Genomic DNA, 17,748 nt, shown 5'->3' with positions numbered 1-17,748 from the left:
ATTCCCATGTCACTGTTAGAAATCAAGAATCTCAACGTCCGCTTCGGCGACAAGACCGCCGTGCCGGTGGTCGATGGCCTCGACATTTCGGTCGACAAAGGCGAAGTACTGGCGATCGTTGGCGAGTCGGGCTCGGGTAAATCCGTGACCATGATGGCGCTGATGGGCCTGATCGAGCATCCCGGCATCGTCACCGCCGACGCGCTGAACTTCGACGGCAAGGACATGCTCAAGCTGAGCAACCGCCAGCGTCGCCAGATCGTCGGCAAAGACCTGGCGATGGTGTTCCAGGACCCGATGACCGCGCTGAACCCCAGCTACACCGTGGGTTTCCAGATCGAAGAAGTACTGCGCCTGCATTTGAAGATGTCCGGCAAGCAAGCGCGCAAGCGTGCCATCGAACTGTTGGAAAAGGTTGAAATCCCAGGCGCCGCCAGCCGTATGGATGCCTACCCGCACCAACTGTCGGGTGGTATGAGCCAGCGTGTAGCCATCGCGATGGCGATTGCCGGCGAGCCGAAACTGCTGATCGCCGACGAACCGACCACCGCGCTGGACGTGACCATCCAGGCGCAGATCATGGAACTGCTGCTGGCCCTGCAGAAAGAACAGAACATGGGCCTGGTGCTGATCACCCACGACCTCGCGGTCGTGGCGGAAACCGCCCAGCGCGTGTGCGTGATGTACGCCGGCCAAGCCGTGGAAGTCGGCCAGGTGCCGCAGTTGTTCGACATTCCGGCGCACCCGTACAGCGAAGCGCTGCTCAAGGCGATCCCCGAGCACAGCCTCGGCGCCACGCGCCTGGCCACGCTGCCGGGTATCGTTCCTGGTCGTTATGACCGCCCGCAAGGTTGCCTGCTGTCACCCCGTTGCCCGTACGTGCAGGAATCCTGCCGCACCCAGCGGCCCGGACTTGACCCGAAAAGCCACAGCCTTGCACGTTGCTTCTACCCCTTGAACCAGGAGGTGGCGTAATGGCCGTCGTTCTTACCGCCCGCGACCTTACCCGTCACTATGAAGTGTCCCGTGGCCTGTTCAAGGGCCATGCCTTGGTACGGGCGCTGAATGGCGTGTCCTTTGAGCTGGAGGCCGGCAAGACCCTCGCCGTTGTTGGCGAGTCGGGTTGCGGCAAATCCACCCTGGCCCGTGCGCTGACGCTGATTGAAGAGCCGTCTTCCGGGTCCTTGAAAATCGCCGGCCAGGAAGTCGCCGGCGCCGACAAGGCCCAGCGCAAGCAATTGCGCAAAGACGTGCAGATGGTGTTCCAAAGCCCCTACGCCTCGTTGAACCCGCGGCAGAAAGTCGGCGATCAACTCGGCGAGCCGCTGCTGATCAACACCAACCTGTCCGCCGCCGAACGCCGCGAGAAAGTGCAGGCGATGATGAAGCAAGTGGGCCTGCGCCCTGAGCATTATCAGCGTTACCCGCACATGTTCTCCGGTGGTCAGCGCCAGCGTATCGCCCTCGCCCGCGCGATGATGCTGCAACCGAAAGTGCTGGTGGCGGATGAGCCAACCTCTGCACTCGACGTGTCAATCCAGGCCCAGGTGCTGAACCTGTTCATGGACCTGCAGCAGGAATTCAACACGGCCTACGTGTTCATTTCCCACAACCTAGCCGTGGTGCAACACGTTGCCGATGACGTGATGGTGATGTACCTCGGTCGCCCGGTGGAAGTCGGCCCCAAGGAAGACATCTACGCCCGCCCGCTGCACCCGTACACCCAGGCGTTGCTGTCGGCGACCCCGACCATTCACCCGGACCCGAACAAGCCGAAGATCAAGATCGTCGGCGAACTGCCCAACCCGCTGAACCCGCCGCCCGGCTGCGCTTTCCACAAGCGCTGCCCGTACGCGACCGCGCGGTGCAGCACCGAGGAGCCGCAACTGCGCGCCTTGGATAACCGCCAGGTGGCTTGCCACTATGCGGAGCAATTTGTCGCCTGACCCTGCAACAAAAATGCCCTGAGTCTTGAGCCCAGGGCATTGCACGTGTTCTACAGCCCTTCCCACCAGGTTGCGCATCAGCTTGGCGGGAGGGGCTTTCTTTTTGGCGATGCCTACGTTTGGCTGTCGCCTTCATCGTCAGGGGCATCGCTGTCGGGGCCGTCTGTGGTGGAGTCGTCGTCACCCTCGCTGCCGCCCTGGTCCTGATCGCCGGGTTCAGCTTCGGATTTGGCCAACTGCAGATCTTGGCTATGCCCCGAAGACACAAGACCGCTGTGCACCGGATTTTTCGCCCAGGCCGTCGACGTCCCTAACGACAACAGCACCAGCACCTTTATCAACAGCACGACTCGTTGAAAAATACTCATGGTTGATTCCGCCCAGTCAGTAGGTAAATCCCACGCGACAGCCGCTCACCGTCGCCAGCGTTGACGCTAGTCCCAATGCCGGGTTTACGCCAGGACTCAGGTGTCGCCGTCGTCGTAGGTTTCGCTGTCTTCGCCTTCGTTGTAGGGGTTTTCCTGGTCCTCCTTCGGGGCGGGCTGGGCTTGGGGCTGCCAGCTGCCGGAGTTGACTTCTTGTTGCTTACGCTTGCTGACAGGGCCGGTGTCTTTCCATGCAGGCGTTCCAGCGTCTGCGAGTGCCGTGGTGTGGGCCCAGGCGATGGAAAGTCCCAAGCCCCCCAAAAACATCAGACGGAGGGTGCGTCGAACACTTGGCAAGGAGGTCTCCTTTTCAGTCGTGGGTAAGGCCGCATCCGAAACGCTAGACCTGATGCACGGGTTGTGCAAATGGATACGTTCTCCCAGCCGAGCCTTTCAGGCGAAAATGGCGACTTAAGCAACCACACAGGTTCATCCGTTGGAGGAAGGATTCTGCGCCCCGGTGAAGCGGTCACAGTATACCCCCCCCTCAATGTCACGGGTTTCCGTCGGTGAGCCATCACGATGAACCGTGACCTTGAAACTGACGATTGCCAAGGCCCCTGAGTGGCTGATGACACCATTCAGAACACCCGCTCTCCCATTCCATTTACGCCCATTATCAACTCTTGGCATGTACTCAAATCTCAGCTCGGTACTCAATGGGCTACCGGATAACCATAGCTCCAACCCTGTCCAGAACAACTGAATAGAACCCGCGTTCTGATCGGGAGAACCGGCCGTTATTACACCGCCGCCCCCTGCGTCATACATATTAGACGCACCTTGAAATATCAGGTTTGCATGGCTGCTATCTTTGAACCTGACTTGCCCTGCATCTAATTGAACCGTCATGACCTTTCTCCTGTTGAAATGACCTGCGGAACGCGGGAACACATGTCTGTGAGTTCACAAACTAGTTCACCCCAAATCCAGCGTCTACTGTCAACTCTGACAGCGGACAGCCATGTCAACAGGCTCTTGCGCAGCCGAAAAAAAACCTCACAGACTCGCGCCTGTGAGGTTTTTTAGTCCACCCGATAAGAACTCAGTGGTGTTCGCGGGTCGCACGGAATTTCACATCCGGCCAACGCTCTTCCATCAGCGCCAGGTTGACCCGCGTCGGCGCCAGGTAGGTCAGGTGACCACCGCCGTCGATCGCCAGGTTTTCCACGGCTTTGTTGGAGAACTCTTCCAGCTTCTTCTTATCGCTGCAATCGATCCAGCGCGCGGAGTACACGGTGATCGGCTCGTAGGAGCATTCGACCTTGTATTCCTCTTTCAAGCGGCTGGCGACCACATCGAACTGCAGCACACCGACGGCACCAAGGATGATGTCGTTGCTGCGCTCGGGGAAGAACACCTGGGTGGCGCCCTCTTCCGCCAGTTGCTGCAAGCCTTGGCGCAGTTGCTTGGATTTCAGCGGGTCGCGCAGGCGCACGCGGCGGAACAGTTCCGGGGCGAAGTGCGGGATACCGGTGAAGCCCAGCGCTTCGCCTTCGGTGAAGGTGTCGCCGATCTGGATAGTGCCGTGGTTGTGCAGACCGATAATGTCGCCGGCGTAGGCTTCTTCGAGCTGTTCACGCTCGGAGGAGAAGAACGTCAGGGCGTCGCCGATGCGCACGTCCTTGCCGGTGCGCACGTGGCGCATCTTCATGCCTTTTTCGTATCGGCCGGAGCAGATGCGCATGAAGGCAATGCGGTCACGGTGTTTCGGGTCCATGTTCGCCTGGATCTTGAACACGAAGCCGGTGAATTTCTCTTCCACAGGCTCAACGGTGCGCTCGTTGGCGACGCGGGCCAAAGGCTTCGGCGCCCAATCGACGACGGCGTCGAGCACGTGGTCGACACCGAAGTTGCCCAAGGCCGTCCCGAAGAACACCGGGGTCAGTTGGCCGTCGAGGAATTCTTGCTGATTGAACTCATGGCAGGCGCCCTGCACCAGTTCCAGCTGGTCGACGAAGCGGTCGTACTCGTCACCCAGGTGGGCGCGGGCTTCGTCCGAATCGAGTTTCTCGATGATCTTGACGTCGGTGCGCTCGTGACCGTGGCCGGCGGTGTAGACAATGATGTAGTCGTCGGCCAGGTGGTACACGCCCTTGAAGTCGCGGTAGCAACCAATCGGCCAGGTGATCGGCGCGGCCTTGATCTTCAAGACGGCTTCGATTTCATCCAACAGCTCGATCGGGTCGCGGATGTCGCGGTCGAGTTTGTTGATGAAGCTGACGATCGGCGTGTCACGCAGACGGCACACGTCCATCAGCGCGATGGTCCGTGGCTCGACACCTTTACCGCCGTCGAGGACCATCAGCGCGGAGTCGACCGCGGTCAGGGTGCGATAGGTGTCTTCGGAGAAGTCTTCGTGGCCCGGGGTGTCGAGCAGGTTGACCATGTGGTCGCGATACGGGAATTGCATGACCGACGTGGTAATGGAAATACCCCGTTGTTTTTCCATTTCCATCCAGTCAGAGGTGGCATGGCGGTCGGACTTGCGGGATTTCACCGTGCCGGCCACCGCGATTGCCTTGCCCATCAGCAACAGCTTCTCGGTGATGGTGGTTTTACCGGCATCGGGGTGGGAAATAATGGCGAAAGTGCGGCGTTTCGCGACTTCGGCGGCCTGGTGGGTCATGGGAAATCGCCTGGCAGGTGAGTCAAAAAAGGGCGGCGAGTATAGCGCAAACCCGGGCGGCCAGACCACCGTTCAGCCCATTGGGGGTGGCTAAATGCTGCCAAGTGTGGAACCTTTTAAAAGGTAGAGACGTCCACTCCCCTGCTATCGCACTCGGAACAGGGGCTGATAAATCAGCAAGTTAGCCTGACGAGGCTGCGCTCATGGCTCGATCGCATACCGCGTTGCCGGTATCGGCGAGCTGCATTTCGCGACCACATTCAGAGGCAGCCAGGAATGGCATTGCCGCCGGAGAATGTGGGCGCCGACAGAAGAAAAAAGGAGTCCGCCTGTGGCTATTCGCTATGGCAAAGGGCTTATGGGAGGAGCGGTTGTCGTCGCTCTCCTGGCCCTGCTGATCCACTGGATCGGCATCAACACGATCGAACTGTACCGCGACGATTTGTTGTTTTACCTGCAAGCTCATTTGATCCTGGTTCTAGTCTCCATGCTGGCCGCCCTGATTGTGGGCATCCCCGCCGGTATCCTGCTCAGCCGACCGAACATGGTCGGGCGCGCAGAACGCTTCATGCAGATCTTCAACATCGGTAACACCGTCCCGCCCCTGGCCGTACTGGCCATCGCCCTCGGCGTCCTTGGCATCGGCAGCGGCCCGGCCATTTTTGCGCTGTTCCTCGCCTCCCTCCTGCCTATCGTGCGCAACACCTACGAAGGCCTGAAAAACGTTCAAGGCTCGCTGAAAGAAGCCGCCACCGGCATCGGCATGACGCCGCGCCAGGTGCTGTTTCGCGTGGAATTGCCCAACGCCGTGCCGATCATCATCGGCGGCGTGCGCGTGGCCCTGGCGATCAACGTCGGCACCGCACCGCTGGCGTTCCTGATTGGTGCCAACAGCCTGGGCAGCCTGATCTTCCCCGGTATCGCCCTGAACAATCAGCCGCAATTGCTGCTCGGCGCCGCGTGCACCGCGTTGCTGGCGTTGCTGCTTGACGGTCTGGTGACCATGGCCAGCCGCCTCTGGCTGGAACGCGGGTTGCGTCCGTCTTAAGGCTTGGCAAAGGAAATCACATGAAAAGACTGACTCTGATATTGAGCTGCGTGCTGCTGTTTGCAGGCATTGCGCAAGCCGCTGAAAAACCGTTGATCCGCATCGGCGCCCGGGTGTTCACCGAACAGACCCTGCTGGCCGAAATCACCTCCCAGTACCTGCGCACCAAGGGCTATAAAACCCAGGTGACCGGCGGCCTGGGCAGCAACCTGGCGCGCAGTGCCCAGGAAAGCGGGCAACTGGACCTGCTGTGGGAATACACCGGCGTGTCGCTGGTGGCCTACAACCATATCGACGAGAAACTCGACAGCGAACAGTCCTACGCTCGGGTGAAAGAACTCGACGCGAAAAAAGGCCTGGTCTGGCTCTCGCCGTCGCGCTTCAGCAACACCTATGCGCTGGCGTTGCCCGAGAACGTGGCCAAGGAATTCCCGCAGATCAATAACATCAGCGACCTGACCCAAGCCCTGGCGGAAAAAACCAAAGGCACGCGCCTGGTGGCCCTGGACACCGAGTTCGCCAACCGTTCCGACGGCATGGGTGGCATGGTCAAGCTGTACGACATGAACCTGACCCGCAAAAACACCCGGCAGATGGACGCCGGCCTGGTCTACACCGCGCTGCGAAATGGCCAAGTGTTTGCCGGCTTGGTCTACACCACCGACGGTCGCCTGAATGCCTTCAAATTGAAGCTGCTGGAAGACGACAAGCACTACTTCCCGGACTACACCGCCGCGCCGGTGATCCGTCAGGACTATCTCGACAAGCATCCGCAATTGGCCGCTGAACTCAAGCCGTTGGCCGATCTGTTCGACGATAAAACCATGCGCGAGCTGAACGCGCGGGTCGACGTCGGCCATGAAAGCCCATCCGCTGTTGCCGCCGATTTCCTGCGCCAACACCCCATCAACTAAAGAGGAGAAGACATGGAATTCCTGAACGCCTTTTCCCATCTTGATTGGGCCCAGGTCCTGCACCTGACCTGGCAGCACATCACCCTGGTTGGCATCGCCGTGATCCTGGCAATCGTCGTAGGCGTGCCGCTGGGCGTGCTGATGACACGCTTCCCGACGCTGGCCGGCCCATTGCAAGCCAGTGCCACGGTTTTGCTGACGGTGCCGTCTATCGCCCTGTTCGGCCTGTTGTTGCCGTTCTACTCCAAGTTCGGCCAGGGCCTGGGGCCAATGCCGGCGATCACCGCCGTGTTCCTCTACTCCCTGTTGCCGATCATGCGTAACACCTACCTCGCCCTCACCGGTGTGGAACCGGGCATCCGTGAAGCCGCCAAAGGCATCGGCATGACCTTCGGCCAGCGCCTGCGCATGGTCGAGCTGCCTATCGCCGTGCCGGTGATCCTCGCCGGTGTACGCACCGCCGTGGTGATGAACATTGGTGTAATGACCATCGCCGCCACCATCGGCGCCGGTGGCCTGGGTGTACTTATTCTGGCTTCCATCAGCCGCAGCGACATGTCGATGCTGATCGTTGGCGCCGTGCTGGTCAGTCTCCTGGCCATCTTCGCCGACCTGCTTTTGCAATGGCTGCAACGCTCGCTGACTCCAAAAGGACTGCTCAAATGATCGAACTTCAAAACCTGACCAAGACTTTTCAAAGCAACGGCAAGACTGTTTCCGCCGTCAACGACGTAAGCCTGACCGTCAACGAAGGCGAGATTTGCGTATTCCTCGGCCCTTCGGGCTGCGGCAAGAGCACCACACTGAAAATGATCAACCGCCTGATCAAGCCGACCTCGGGCAAGATTCTGATCAACGGCGAAGACACCACCGACCTCGACGAAGTGACCCTGCGCCGCAACATCGGTTATGTGATCCAGCAGATCGGCCTGTTCCCGAACATGACCATCGAGGAAAATATCGTGGTCGTGCCCAAATTGCTGGGCTGGGACAAGCAGAAATGCCACGACCGCGCCCGCGAGTTGATGAGCATGATCAAGCTGGAACCCAAGCAATACCTGCATCGCTACCCGCGCGAATTGTCGGGCGGCCAGCAACAGCGTATCGGCGTGATCCGCGCACTGGCGGCCGATGCGCCGCTGCTGCTGATGGATGAGCCGTTCGGCGCGGTCGACCCGATCAACCGCGAGATGATCCAGAACGAATTCTTCGAGATGCAACGCGCGCTGAACAAGACCGTGATCATGGTCAGCCACGACATCGACGAAGCCATCAAGCTGGGCGACAAGATCGCGATCTTCCGCGCCGGCAAGCTGCTGCAGATCGATCACCCGGACACTTTGCTGGCGCACCCGGCCGACGAGTTCGTCAGCAACTTCGTGGGCCAGGACAGCACCCTCAAGCGCCTGTTGCTGGTGAAAGCCGAAGACGCGGCGGATAACGCGCCGTCTGTGAGCCCGGAAACACCGGTGGCCGAAGCATTGGAATTGATGGATGAAACTGACCGCCGCTATGTGGTGGTCACCTGTGCCGAGAACAAGGCGCTGGGGTATGTACGACGTCGCGACCTTCACCGTCAGACCGGTACTTGCGGCCAATACCTGCGCGAATTCAACGCCACGGCGGCGTATGACGAGCATTTGCGCATCCTGCTGTCGCGCATGTACGAGTTCAACCGCTCGTGGTTGCCGGTGATGGATGCGGAGCGGGTGTTCCTGGGCGAGGTGACGCAGGAGTCGATTGCCGAGTACCTGAGTTCGGGTAAGTCGCGTGGGGGCAAGACCAGTATCGTTTCGCCTGCTGAAACTGCGCTGGCCTGATCAATCGCTATCGCAGGCAAGCCAGCTCCCACATTTGATCGCGTTGTCATGAATAACGCCGATCCCTGTGGAAGCCGGGCTTGCCCGCGATGAAGGCATCACAATTCACGCTGATTTACGCCATTCGGGGAACATCATTCCGTCACACCTGTCGGTTACATAAGTAGCTGTACCGGTCCTCACGACGAACGCGTGCAAAAACGCGACATTTTTAGTTGATCCCACGCCCATCAAGCCCTAAAGTTCGCGCCGAACGTCCATGCTGGAAACGATCCATCCGGCTCAAGTACTGACGACGAGACAGCAAGGCCAAGGGAAGCGGTTACGCCCATGGCCTTTTTGCTTTCGGCGACAAGCCTTGGGAAGTAGGCGAACCAAAGTGGGGATACGGAGGACGTTCATTTGCACCCATTGATCAAACCAGTTTGCCCTTAGGAGTTCCCAGCATGTCGATCAACGTCGAAGATTATTTCGCGCGCGCCACCTTTGACAAAATGAAGGCGTTCGCCGACAAACAGGAAACCCCATTCGTGGTGATCGACACCGCGATGATCAGCCAGGCCTACGATGACCTGCGCGCCGGTTTCGAATTCGCCAAGGTCTACTACGCAGTCAAGGCCAACCCGGCCGTCGAGATCATCGACCTGCTCAAGGACAAAGGTTCGAGCTTCGACATCGCCTCGATCTACGAGCTGGACAAAGTGATGGACCGTGGCGTCAGCGCCGACCGTATCAGCTACGGCAACACCATCAAGAAATCCAAGGACATACGCTACTTCTACGAGAAGGGCGTGCGCCTGTTCTCTACCGACTCCGAAGCCGACCTGCGCAACATCGCCAAGGCCGCGCCGGGTTCGAAAGTGTATGTGCGTATCCTCACCGAAGGCTCGACCACGGCTGACTGGCCTTTGTCACGCAAATTCGGCTGCCAGACCGACATGGCCATGGACCTGCTGATCCTCGCCCGCGACCTGGGCCTGGTGCCTTACGGCATCTCGTTCCACGTTGGCTCGCAACAGCGCGACATCAGCGTATGGGACGCGGCGATCGCCAAGGTCAAGGTGATCTTCGAACGCCTGAAAGAAGAAGACGGCATTCACCTCAAGCTGATCAACATGGGCGGTGGCTTCCCGGCCAACTACATCACCCGCACCAACAGCCTGGAAACCTACGCCGAAGAAATCATCCGTTTCCTCAAGGAAGACTTTGGCGATGAACTGCCGGAAATCATCCTTGAGCCGGGCCGTTCGTTGATTGCCAACGCCGGTATCCTGGTCAGCGAAGTGGTGCTGGTCGCGCGTAAATCGCGCACCGCCGTCGAGCGTTGGGTTTACACGGACGTGGGCAAGTTCTCCGGCCTGATCGAAACCATGGACGAAGCCATCAAGTTCCCGATCTGGACCGAGAAGAAAGGCGAGATGGAAGAAGTGGTCATCGCCGGCCCGACCTGCGACAGCGCCGACATCATGTACGAAAACTACAAGTACGGCTTGCCGCTGAACCTGGCGATTGGTGATCGTTTGTACTGGTTGTCGACCGGCGCTTACACCACCAGCTACAGCGCGGTTGAGTTCAATGGGTTCCCGCCGTTGAAGTCGTTCTACGTGTAAGCGTACTGCCAATAAAAAACCCATGACGTGTCATGGGTTTTTTTATGAGTAAAAATCATCGAGCTTCGCGGACGCGCCACAAGCGCAAGATATAGATTGTGGATTCTTGAATCTCATACCTCATCTCGTACCGGCCCACTAAAAGCCCTCTTACATCGCGTGGTTCGAATTCTTCGACTCGCTCACCTAGACTTGGATTAGTCAGCAAACTCGTAGGTGCTTGGGACAGAGACTGCACGGTGCGTGCCGCAGCCTGTCGATTGACCACAGCGAGGAAGTCGAAAAGCCGAGCCAGGTCTGATAAGGCTCTACTAGTCCACTTCAACTCCATCAACGCGGCACCGGCAACGGCGTATCGGTGCTCAAACTGTCAACCCAAGCTTGCACTGCCTGCTGGTCAATCACACGACCAGCGTCAACATCGGCCATAGCCTCCCGCGTGAGCCGGCTGCGCTCCTCTTCAAGATCAACCCAATCGGCGAGGGCTTGCTTGACGAGCCAACCTCAAGAACGATCCATTCGCGCCGCCATCTGATCGACCTTTTGCGCCAGCGCCGTGGGGACGTGAGCTGTCAGTACTTTGGTGTCCGCCCCCATAAACCCTCTCTCCGCATCGATGCGAGATACATGATTAAAACTGAATCACACCTAATCATAGTGATTTACGCTCGGACAACAACCTCAATGCTCGGCCGCTCATCGTTTAATCGAGCAATTTGCACCTCAAACTCCTCTGCTACGGAGTGGATCTCTGGTTGCTTTGCTTTTAAAAGCGCTTTATGCGCCACCCGCAAAAACCTCAGATTCCCGCCCGCCAACGCCTTGCGCAACCACACTAACGCCGCATCGATCTGGCCTCTGTCCGCCAGCACCGCCGCGTAGCTGAACTGCCCGCGAAAATCCCCGCCTTCGGCTGAGCGTCGGTACCAGCCCACGGCGTATACGTACCGTCCTACACCCGCTACGACGTTCTTGGCCAGCTACGAGCTGACCAAGAACGTCGACCTTCAATTGAACGTGCAAAACCTGACCGACAAGGTTTACTACGACAAGGCATTCTCGACCCACTTCGCCAACCAGGCGGCCGGTCGTACGGCACTGTTGACCACCAGCTTCCACTTTTAAACAGCAGCGCCACGCAGCAAAAAGCCCCACGCATCAGATGCGTGGGGCTTTTGCGTGTTACACAGAATGTTTCTCGACAAGCCACGGCATAATGCGCGCCGTGCCCTACATATTCAGATAGACGAGGCGGTCAGACGTGTTGAAGAAAACCCTGTTCCAGTTGCACTGGTTCTTTGGCATTACTGCCGGGCTGGTGCTGGCCTTGATGGGGACCACCGGAGCTGCGGTCTCGTTTCAGGATGAGATTCTGCGGGCGCTCAACCCCACGGTACTGAGCGTCGAGAAACGCGAAGCGGGTGTGCTGCCGCCCGCCGAGCTGGTGCGCAAGCTGGAGGCCACTGAAGGCAAGACCGTGTCCATGCTCTGGGTGGAAAGCGAAAGCGGTAACGCTGCACGCGTGTTCTTCACCCCGCCGCCCGGCGAGCGCCGTGGCCAGATGCGCTACTTCGACCCCTACACCGGCGACTACATGGGCGACGCCGTCGGCCAGGACGCGTTCGGTTTTATCCTGCAACTGCACCGTTTCCTGGTCATGGGCGAAACCGGCCGGCAGATCACCGGCGCCTGCACGCTGATCCTGGTGTTCTTCTGCCTCTCCGGCTTGTACCTGCGCTGGCCGCGCCAAGTGGCGAGCTGGAGGGCCTGGCTGATGTTGGACTGGCGCAAAAAGGGGCGCAGCTTCAACTGGGACCTGCACTCGGTATTCGGCACCTGGTGCTTGCTGGCCTATCTGCTGTCGGCGCTGACCGGGCTGACCTGGTCCTACGACTGGTACAGCCAGGGCCTGACCAAACTGTTGTCCGACGCGCCTCACAATGAAAGGGTTCGCAAGCGCGGCCCGGCGCCCGACGGTGCGGCGCCAGTGGCCAACTACGACGCAATCTGGAGCAGTATCTACAGCAACGCCGGCCCAGGTTTGAGCGCCTATAACATCCGCATGCCAGCGGTCGCGGGGCAACCCGCCACGGTCTACTACCTGCTGAGCAACTCGCCCCATGACCGCGCGCTGAACCAGATCAACCTGGACCCGGCCACCGGCGAGGTTAAATCCCACGACCAATACGCCAGCAAGACGCTCGGCGCCCAATTGCTGACCAGCGTTTATGCGCTGCACACCGGCAGCTACTTTGGCCTGACAGGGCGGATTATCCTCACGGTCAGCTCATTGCTGATGCCGTTGTTCTTCATCACCGGCTGGCTGCTCTACCTGGACCGTCGTCGCAAAAAACGCCAGGTGCGCGATGCACGGCAAGGGCTCACGGCCAATACCAGCGATGCCCCGGCCTGGCTGATCGGCTTTGCCAGCCAGAGCGGTTTTGCCGAACAACTGGCCTGGCAGACCGCCGGGCAACTACAAGCGGCAGGCTTGCCGGTGAAGGTGCAGCCCCTGGGCAGCGTCAGCCAGGATGACCTGCGTCAGTCAGAAAATGCGTTGTTCGTGGTCAGCACCTTCGGTGACGGCGAAGCCCCCGACAGCGCCCGTGGTTTCGAGCGCAGCGTGCTCGGCCAGGACCTGTCCCTCAAAGGCCTGAACTACTCGGTACTGGCCTTGGGTGACCGCCAATACGAACACTTCTGCGGTTTTGCACGGCGCCTGAGTTTCTGGCTGACCAACCAGGGCGGCAACCCCCTGTTCGCGCCCGTGGAAGTGGACAACGGCGACACCACCGCCCTGCTGCACTGGCAACAACAGCTTGGACAACTCACAGGCCACGCCCCCGTGGCAGCCTGGCCGACCGCCCAGTACGAAAACTGGACGCTCAGCCAACGCACCCTGCTCAACCGCGACAGCAGCGGCTCGAACGTGTATTTGCTGGGCCTCACCTCGCCTTCGCCGCAAAGCTGGCAAGCCGGTGATCTGGTGGAAGTGCTGCCACGCAATTGCCCCTGGGCCATCGAACACTTCCTCGCCGGCCTCGGCCTGGCCGGCAGCGATGGCGTATTGATCGACGGCATGCCGCAGTCCCTCAACCAAGCGCTCGCCACGCGCCAACTGCCGGACAACCGCACCCACTTGGTCGGCCTGCACGCCCAGGCCCTGGTGAACGCGCTGGTGCCCCTGGGCATGCGCGAATACTCCATCGCCTCGATTGCCAGCGAGGGCGTGCTGGAGTTGATCGTGCGCCAGGAACGCCACCCCGACGGCAGCCTGGGGTTGGCCAGTGGCTGGCTCACCGAGCACGCCGCCATCGGATCAAGCGTCAGCCTGCGCCTGCGTCGCAACAGTGGCTTCCACCTGCCGGAGGCACCGGTGCCACTGATCCTGCTGGGCAACGGCACCGGCCTGGCAGGCCTGCGCAGCTTGCTCAAGGCGCGGATTGCCGATGGGCAGCAACGCAACTGGCTGCTGTTCGGCGAACGTAATATCGCCCACGACTTCCTCTGCCAGGACGAATTGCAGGGCTGGTTGGCCAGTGGTGATCTGGCGTTGCTGGACCTGGCGTTTTCCCGCGATCAGGCAGAGAAAATCTATGTGCAGGATCGCCTGCGTGAATCGGACGATGTGCTGCGTAAGTGGCTGGCGGATGGCGCGGCGATTTATGTGTGCGGGAGTTTGCAGGGGATGGCGGCTGGGGTGGATCAGGCGCTGGTGGATATTCTCGGCAGTGAAGCTGTAGAGCGGTTGATCGAGCAAGGTCGCTACCGCCGGGATGTCTACTGATCCCTCATAGACAATGAGATCAATGTGGGAGCTGGCTTGCCTGCGATAGCGATAGTGAATTCACGACCGCTATCGCAGGCAAGCCAGCTCCCACAGTTTTGATTGCATTCCACGTCAGGCTGGTTGGAGTTTTTGCTCGAACACTGATACGCCATCCAAATCACGAAGGATGACCGTCAATTCCGCCGTCCGCCCATCAATCTGCACCTCGCCAAAAAACTGGAACCCGGCAAACGGTGAGGTGTTTTGCGCCGGTGGTGCCTTCTCGAACACCACCTCGGGCCCAAAGGTTTTATCCAGTGGATTAGGCCCGAAACTCCCTGCGTTCAGTGGCCCGGCGACAAACTCCCAGAACGGCTCGAAATCCTGGAACGCCGCGCGATCCGGGTGGTAATGATGCGCGGCGCAGTAGTGCACATCCGCTGTCAACCACACATGGTTGCGCACCTTCTGAGCCCTTAAAAAGCCCAGTAATTCGGCGACTTCCAACTCGCGACCTTGCGGCGCACCCGGGTCGTTGTTGGCGATGGCTTCCCAACGCGCTACACCGGGGTTCAATTCACCGTCAGGCACGCCAAGACCGATGGGCATGTCGGCGGCGATCACTTTCCACTGCGCCTTGGACGCCTTGAGTTCGCCCTTGAGCCAGTCCAATTGCTCACGACCGAGGAAGGGTTTTTCGCCGCCCAGGTTGTCATCGTTGGGGCCACGATAGCTGCGCATATCCAGCACGAACACATCCAGCAACGGACCATAACTGAGCTTGCGATAAATCCGCCCACCGCCATCTGCGCTTTGCCGGCGCATCGGGGAATATTCCAGCCAGGCCTGGCGTGCGCGGCCGACCAAGGTGTTGATGTCCTTGGTCTGGTAACGCTCATCGAGCTGCTTGCTCGGCGACCAGTTGTTCACCACTTCGTGGTCGTCCCATTGCCAGATCTGCGGCACCTCGGCGTTGAAGCGCCGCACGTTTTCGTCCATCAGGTTGTAGCGGTAATTACCGCGATACTCATCCAGGGTTTCGGCGACTTTGCTCTTGGCTTCGGTGGTGATATTGCGCCAGATACGCCCATCTTCAACCTTAAGCTGCGCCGGTACCGGGCCGTCGGCGTAGATGGTGTCGCCGCTGTGGATAAAGAAATCCGGCAGGCGCAGGCGCATGGCTTCGTAGATGCGCATGCCGCCGATGTCCGGGTTGATGCCGAAGCCTTGGCCGACGGTGTCGCCGCTCCACACAAAACGGATATCGCGGCGCTGTTGCGGCACGCTGCGCAAGTGGCCGAACCAGGGTTCGCTGGCAACACCGGTCTGGGCGTCTTCGAAATGCACACGGTAGAAAATCGCCTGGTCGGCGGGCAACCCGGTGAGTTCGACGCGGGCGGTAAAGTCTGTGCGGTTGTCGGCAAGCGGCGAGATGAATTTGCGCGGGTTGCTGAATACGCTGCGGGTGTCCCACTCCACCACCATGCGCGCGGGGCGGTCGCTGCGGCTCCAGATCATCGCGCGGTCGCCGAGCAGGTCGCCGGACTGCACACCGTCAGTGAGTTGCGGGCGGTCCTTCACGGAGGCGATCACTGCCGGGGCCAGGCCCGGTAATAACAGCCCGGCACCGACAGCTTGCATCACGCGGCGGCGGCCGAGATCGAAGTGGCTCATGCAGGTGCCCTCTTGAGGATCAAAAGGGAAACTAAACCACGGCGGCATGAAGCAGATATGACACCAGCCCCACAGACAATGAAGATCAAATGTGGGAGCTGGCTTGCCTGCGATAGCGGTGTATCAGTAACAAATTTGCAAGCTGACCCACCGCTATCGCAGGCAAGCCAGCTCCCACACTTTTAAACCGAGTCAGGCCTTGGTAGGTGTCATCTCCAGTTCGACCGCTTCAGGGCGCTTGATCAACGCGTAGACCAAACCGGTCAACAAACTACCCGCAACAATCGCCAGCAGATACAGCAGCGCATGGTTCATCGCATTCGGGATGATCAGCACAAACAACCCACCATGGGGCGCCGCCAGTTTGCAGCCGAAGTACATCGACAGCGCGCCGGTCAGGGCGCCGCCGGCGATGCTGGCCGGGATCACGCGCAGCGGGTCCTTGGCGGCAAACGGGATCGCGCCTTCAGAAATAAAGCACATGCCGAGGATCATCGCCGCCTTGCCGGCTTCGCGTTCGGCCTGGGCGAACTTGCGTCGCGCCAGGAACGTAGCGATGCCCATGCCAATGGGCGGCACCATGCCGGCGGCCATGGTCGCGGCCATCGGCGCACCGCTGGACGCCGCCAGCAAGCCGACCGAAAACGCATACGCCGCCTTGTTGATCGGCCCGCCGAGGTCGACGCACATCATGCCGCCCAGCAGGATGCCCAGCAGCACCGCATTGGTGGTGCCCATGGTGCTGAGGAAGTCAGTAAGGCCCGTGAGCAGACGCGCCACCGGTGGGCCCACCAGGTAGATCATCGCCAGGCCGGTGAACAGGCTTGCCAGCAACGGGATGATCAGGATCGGCTTGAGCGCTTCCAGGCTTTGCGGCAATTGCACCGCACGCGAGATGAACTTGACGCAGTAGCCTGCGAGGAAACCGGCGAGGATGCCGCCGATAAAACCCGCGCCCAGGGTGCCCGCCAACAGGCCGCCGATCATCCCCGGCGCAATACCAGGACGGTCGGCAATCGAGTAGGCGATGTAGCCCGCCAGCAGCGGCACCATCAGCATGAAGGCGCGATCGCCGACGGTTTTCAGCGCAGCGGCGAGGGTGCCCTCTTGTTCAAACGCGTGAATACCGAACACGAACGACAACGCAATCAACAACCCGCCCGCCACCACCATCGGCAACATGAACGACACGCCGGTCAGCAGGTGTTTGTACACACCGGTTTTTTCTTTCTTGGCCACCGCGCCGCTGGCGGCGCTTTCCACGGCACCTTCGGCGAGGGCCTTGTTGAGGGTGGCTTCGGATTGCTTGAGGGCAATACCGGTGCCGCAGCGGTAGATCTTCTTGCCGGCGAAGCGCTCGGTGGCCACTTCAATATCGGCCGCCAGCAGCACCACGTCGGCATTGGCAATAGCTTTCGGACTCAATGGCGTGCGTGCGCCGACCGAACCCTGGGTTTCGACCTGCAAGTCATAGCCCAAACGCTTGGCCGTCTGCTGCAAGGCTTCGGCGGCCATGAAGGTGTGGGCGACGCCCGTTGGGCAGGCAGTAATCGCGACGATGCGCGGTGTATTTTTGGCTACAGGTGCAGCCGCAACGTAGACCTGCGCCTCTTCGGCGCCGCGACGCAACACGGCGTCGACATCCGCCAGCGCCTGGGCCGGGGTACTCTGGAACACGCGCTTGCCGACAAACCGTTGCATGTCGACAGGGGTGCTGCTGACCAGCAACACCCACTCAGCGTCGTCGATTGTGGCCTGGGACAACTGGCGTTCCGGGCGCTGCACATCCACCACCTCAACGCTGGTGCTCCAGCCCTGGCGCTGCGCGGCAGCGTCCAACAAGCGGGCGCACAGCACACTGGTGACCATGCCGTTCGGGCAGGCAGTAACAATGGCTAACTTCATCACAAACC

The 17,748-nt window shown here is 60.2% G+C and carries 15 protein-coding genes and 3 pseudogenes; 9 read left to right on the top strand and 9 right to left on the bottom strand.

Annotated elements, in window-relative coordinates; genetic code table 11:
• The first annotated feature begins 6 nt into the window (after positions 1-6).
• Both AB4O35_RS10140 and AB4O35_RS10135 read left to right on the top strand, forming a co-directional pair.
• On the top strand, positions 7-975 hold the full coding sequence (locus AB4O35_RS10140; RefSeq protein WP_065875131.1) for an ABC transporter ATP-binding protein: 969 nt from the start codon (positions 7-9) through the stop codon (positions 973-975).
• The gene (locus AB4O35_RS10135; RefSeq protein WP_016976250.1) at positions 975-1,946 is read left to right on the top strand and encodes a peptide ABC transporter ATP-binding protein; all 972 of its coding nucleotides are present in this window, start codon (positions 975-977) and stop codon (positions 1,944-1,946) included. The genes AB4O35_RS10140 and AB4O35_RS10135 overlap by 1 nt, the downstream gene beginning before the upstream one ends.
• Positions 1,947-2,059: 113 nt before the next feature.
• On the opposite strand, the gene AB4O35_RS10130 is transcribed toward AB4O35_RS10135, so the two are convergent.
• The 4 genes from AB4O35_RS10130 to AB4O35_RS10115 all read right to left on the bottom strand — a co-directional run bounded on the left by AB4O35_RS10130 (position 2,060) and on the right by AB4O35_RS10115 (position 5,000).
• Positions 2,060-2,314, bottom strand: a complete 255-nt coding sequence (locus AB4O35_RS10130; protein WP_065890523.1) for a hypothetical protein — start codon at positions 2,312-2,314, stop codon at positions 2,060-2,062.
• Between the two features lie 96 nt (positions 2,315-2,410).
• Positions 2,411-2,668 (bottom strand): hypothetical protein, encoded by a 258-nt coding sequence (locus tag AB4O35_RS10125; RefSeq protein WP_139114547.1) that lies wholly within the window; start codon positions 2,666-2,668, stop codon positions 2,411-2,413.
• A 132-nt stretch (positions 2,669-2,800) separates the two neighbouring features.
• Positions 2,801-3,223, bottom strand: a complete 423-nt coding sequence (locus AB4O35_RS10120) for a hypothetical protein (protein WP_065890526.1) — start codon at positions 3,221-3,223, stop codon at positions 2,801-2,803.
• A 193-nt stretch (positions 3,224-3,416) separates the two neighbouring features.
• Complete coding sequence (locus AB4O35_RS10115; RefSeq protein WP_049710031.1) at positions 3,417-5,000, bottom strand: peptide chain release factor 3; 1,584 nt, start codon at positions 4,998-5,000, stop codon at positions 3,417-3,419.
• A 295-nt stretch (positions 5,001-5,295) separates the two neighbouring features.
• Between AB4O35_RS10115 and AB4O35_RS10110 the strand changes: the two genes are divergently transcribed.
• From AB4O35_RS10110 to AB4O35_RS10090, 5 genes are all read left to right on the top strand, one after another.
• Positions 5,296-6,048, top strand: coding sequence for an ABC transporter permease (locus AB4O35_RS10110; protein WP_371905293.1), 753 nt, complete (start codon positions 5,296-5,298; stop codon positions 6,046-6,048).
• Positions 6,049-6,068: 20 nt separating this feature from the next.
• Entirely contained in the window at positions 6,069-6,962 is an 894-nt protein-coding gene (locus AB4O35_RS10105; RefSeq protein ID WP_065879626.1) for a glycine betaine ABC transporter substrate-binding protein, read from the top strand.
• Between the two features lie 12 nt (positions 6,963-6,974).
• Complete coding sequence (locus AB4O35_RS10100; protein ID WP_027604864.1) at positions 6,975-7,628, top strand: ABC transporter permease; 654 nt, start codon at positions 6,975-6,977, stop codon at positions 7,626-7,628.
• A complete protein-coding gene (locus AB4O35_RS10095; protein ID WP_053131666.1) occupies positions 7,625-8,782 on the top strand; it encodes an osmoprotectant ABC transporter ATP-binding protein OsmV in 1,158 nt (385 codons plus the stop codon). The genes AB4O35_RS10100 and AB4O35_RS10095 overlap by 4 nt, the downstream gene beginning before the upstream one ends.
• Before the next feature lie 446 nt (positions 8,783-9,228).
• On the top strand, positions 9,229-10,392 hold the full coding sequence (locus AB4O35_RS10090) for a type III PLP-dependent enzyme (RefSeq protein ID WP_032861941.1): 1,164 nt from the start codon (positions 9,229-9,231) through the stop codon (positions 10,390-10,392).
• 55 nt (positions 10,393-10,447) lie between these two features.
• Here the strand turns inward: AB4O35_RS10090 and AB4O35_RS10085 are convergent, their stop codons facing one another.
• The 3 genes and pseudogenes from AB4O35_RS10085 to AB4O35_RS10075 form a co-directional block, all read right to left on the bottom strand.
• Positions 10,448-10,723 (bottom strand): type II toxin-antitoxin system RelE/ParE family toxin, encoded by a 276-nt coding sequence (locus AB4O35_RS10085; RefSeq protein ID WP_083207170.1) that lies wholly within the window; start codon positions 10,721-10,723, stop codon positions 10,448-10,450.
• Positions 10,723-10,989 (bottom strand): annotated as a pseudogene (locus AB4O35_RS10080) (CopG family ribbon-helix-helix protein). The gene AB4O35_RS10085 and the pseudogene AB4O35_RS10080 overlap by 1 nt, the downstream one beginning before the upstream one ends.
• A 65-nt stretch (positions 10,990-11,054) precedes the next feature.
• A pseudogene (locus tag AB4O35_RS10075) lies at positions 11,055-11,330 on the bottom strand (sel1 repeat family protein); the annotation flags it as partial.
• Between AB4O35_RS10075 and AB4O35_RS10070 the strand changes: the two are divergent.
• Both AB4O35_RS10070 and AB4O35_RS10065 read left to right on the top strand, forming a co-directional pair.
• Positions 11,331-11,517, top strand: a pseudogene (locus AB4O35_RS10070) (hypothetical protein); the annotation flags it as partial.
• 136 nt (positions 11,518-11,653) lie between these two features.
• A complete protein-coding gene (locus AB4O35_RS10065; protein ID WP_065946181.1) occupies positions 11,654-14,179 on the top strand; it encodes a PepSY domain-containing protein in 2,526 nt (841 codons plus the stop codon).
• Between the two features lie 114 nt (positions 14,180-14,293).
• On the opposite strand, the gene AB4O35_RS10060 is transcribed toward AB4O35_RS10065, so the two are convergent.
• Together AB4O35_RS10060 and AB4O35_RS10055 are read right to left on the bottom strand one after the other, a co-directional pair.
• Positions 14,294-15,835, bottom strand: a complete 1,542-nt coding sequence (locus tag AB4O35_RS10060; RefSeq protein ID WP_065946182.1) for an alkaline phosphatase D family protein — start codon at positions 15,833-15,835, stop codon at positions 14,294-14,296.
• Positions 15,836-16,027: 192 nt separating this feature from the next.
• The gene (locus tag AB4O35_RS10055; protein WP_065946183.1) at positions 16,028-17,740 is read right to left on the bottom strand and encodes a PTS fructose-like transporter subunit IIB; all 1,713 of its coding nucleotides are present in this window, start codon (positions 17,738-17,740) and stop codon (positions 16,028-16,030) included.
• Positions 17,741-17,748: the final 8 nt, after the last annotated feature.

The sequence above is a fragment of the Pseudomonas sp. H1_A03 genome, from assembly GCF_054685145.1.
The sequence above is the reverse complement of the archived record's forward strand: the minus strand, read 5'-3'. Positions and strand labels throughout refer to the sequence as shown.

Coding starts and splice junctions, on each gene's coding strand:
- AB4O35_RS10095 (WP_053131666.1), top strand. CDS start 7,625: ATGATCGAACTTCAAAACCTGACCAAGACTTTTCAAAGCAACGGCAAG.
- AB4O35_RS10110 (WP_371905293.1), top strand. CDS start 5,296: ATGTGGGCGCCGACAGAAGAAAAAAGGAGTCCGCCTGTGGCTATTCGC.
- AB4O35_RS10130 (WP_065890523.1), bottom strand. CDS start 2,314: ATGAGTATTTTTCAACGAGTCGTGCTGTTGATAAAGGTGCTGGTGCTG.
- AB4O35_RS10135 (WP_016976250.1), top strand. CDS start 975: ATGGCCGTCGTTCTTACCGCCCGCGACCTTACCCGTCACTATGAAGTG.
- AB4O35_RS10090 (WP_032861941.1), top strand. CDS start 9,229: ATGTCGATCAACGTCGAAGATTATTTCGCGCGCGCCACCTTTGACAAA.
- AB4O35_RS10120 (WP_065890526.1), bottom strand. CDS start 3,223: ATGACGGTTCAATTAGATGCAGGGCAAGTCAGGTTCAAAGATAGCAGC.
- AB4O35_RS10105 (WP_065879626.1), top strand. CDS start 6,069: ATGAAAAGACTGACTCTGATATTGAGCTGCGTGCTGCTGTTTGCAGGC.
- AB4O35_RS10100 (WP_027604864.1), top strand. CDS start 6,975: ATGGAATTCCTGAACGCCTTTTCCCATCTTGATTGGGCCCAGGTCCTG.
- AB4O35_RS10140 (WP_065875131.1), top strand. CDS start 7: ATGTCACTGTTAGAAATCAAGAATCTCAACGTCCGCTTCGGCGACAAG.
- AB4O35_RS10060 (WP_065946182.1), bottom strand. CDS start 15,835: ATGAGCCACTTCGATCTCGGCCGCCGCCGCGTGATGCAAGCTGTCGGT.
- AB4O35_RS10085 (WP_083207170.1), bottom strand. CDS start 10,723: ATGGAGTTGAAGTGGACTAGTAGAGCCTTATCAGACCTGGCTCGGCTT.
- AB4O35_RS10115 (WP_049710031.1), bottom strand. CDS start 5,000: ATGACCCACCAGGCCGCCGAAGTCGCGAAACGCCGCACTTTCGCCATT.
- AB4O35_RS10055 (WP_065946183.1), bottom strand. CDS start 17,740: ATGAAGTTAGCCATTGTTACTGCCTGCCCGAACGGCATGGTCACCAGT.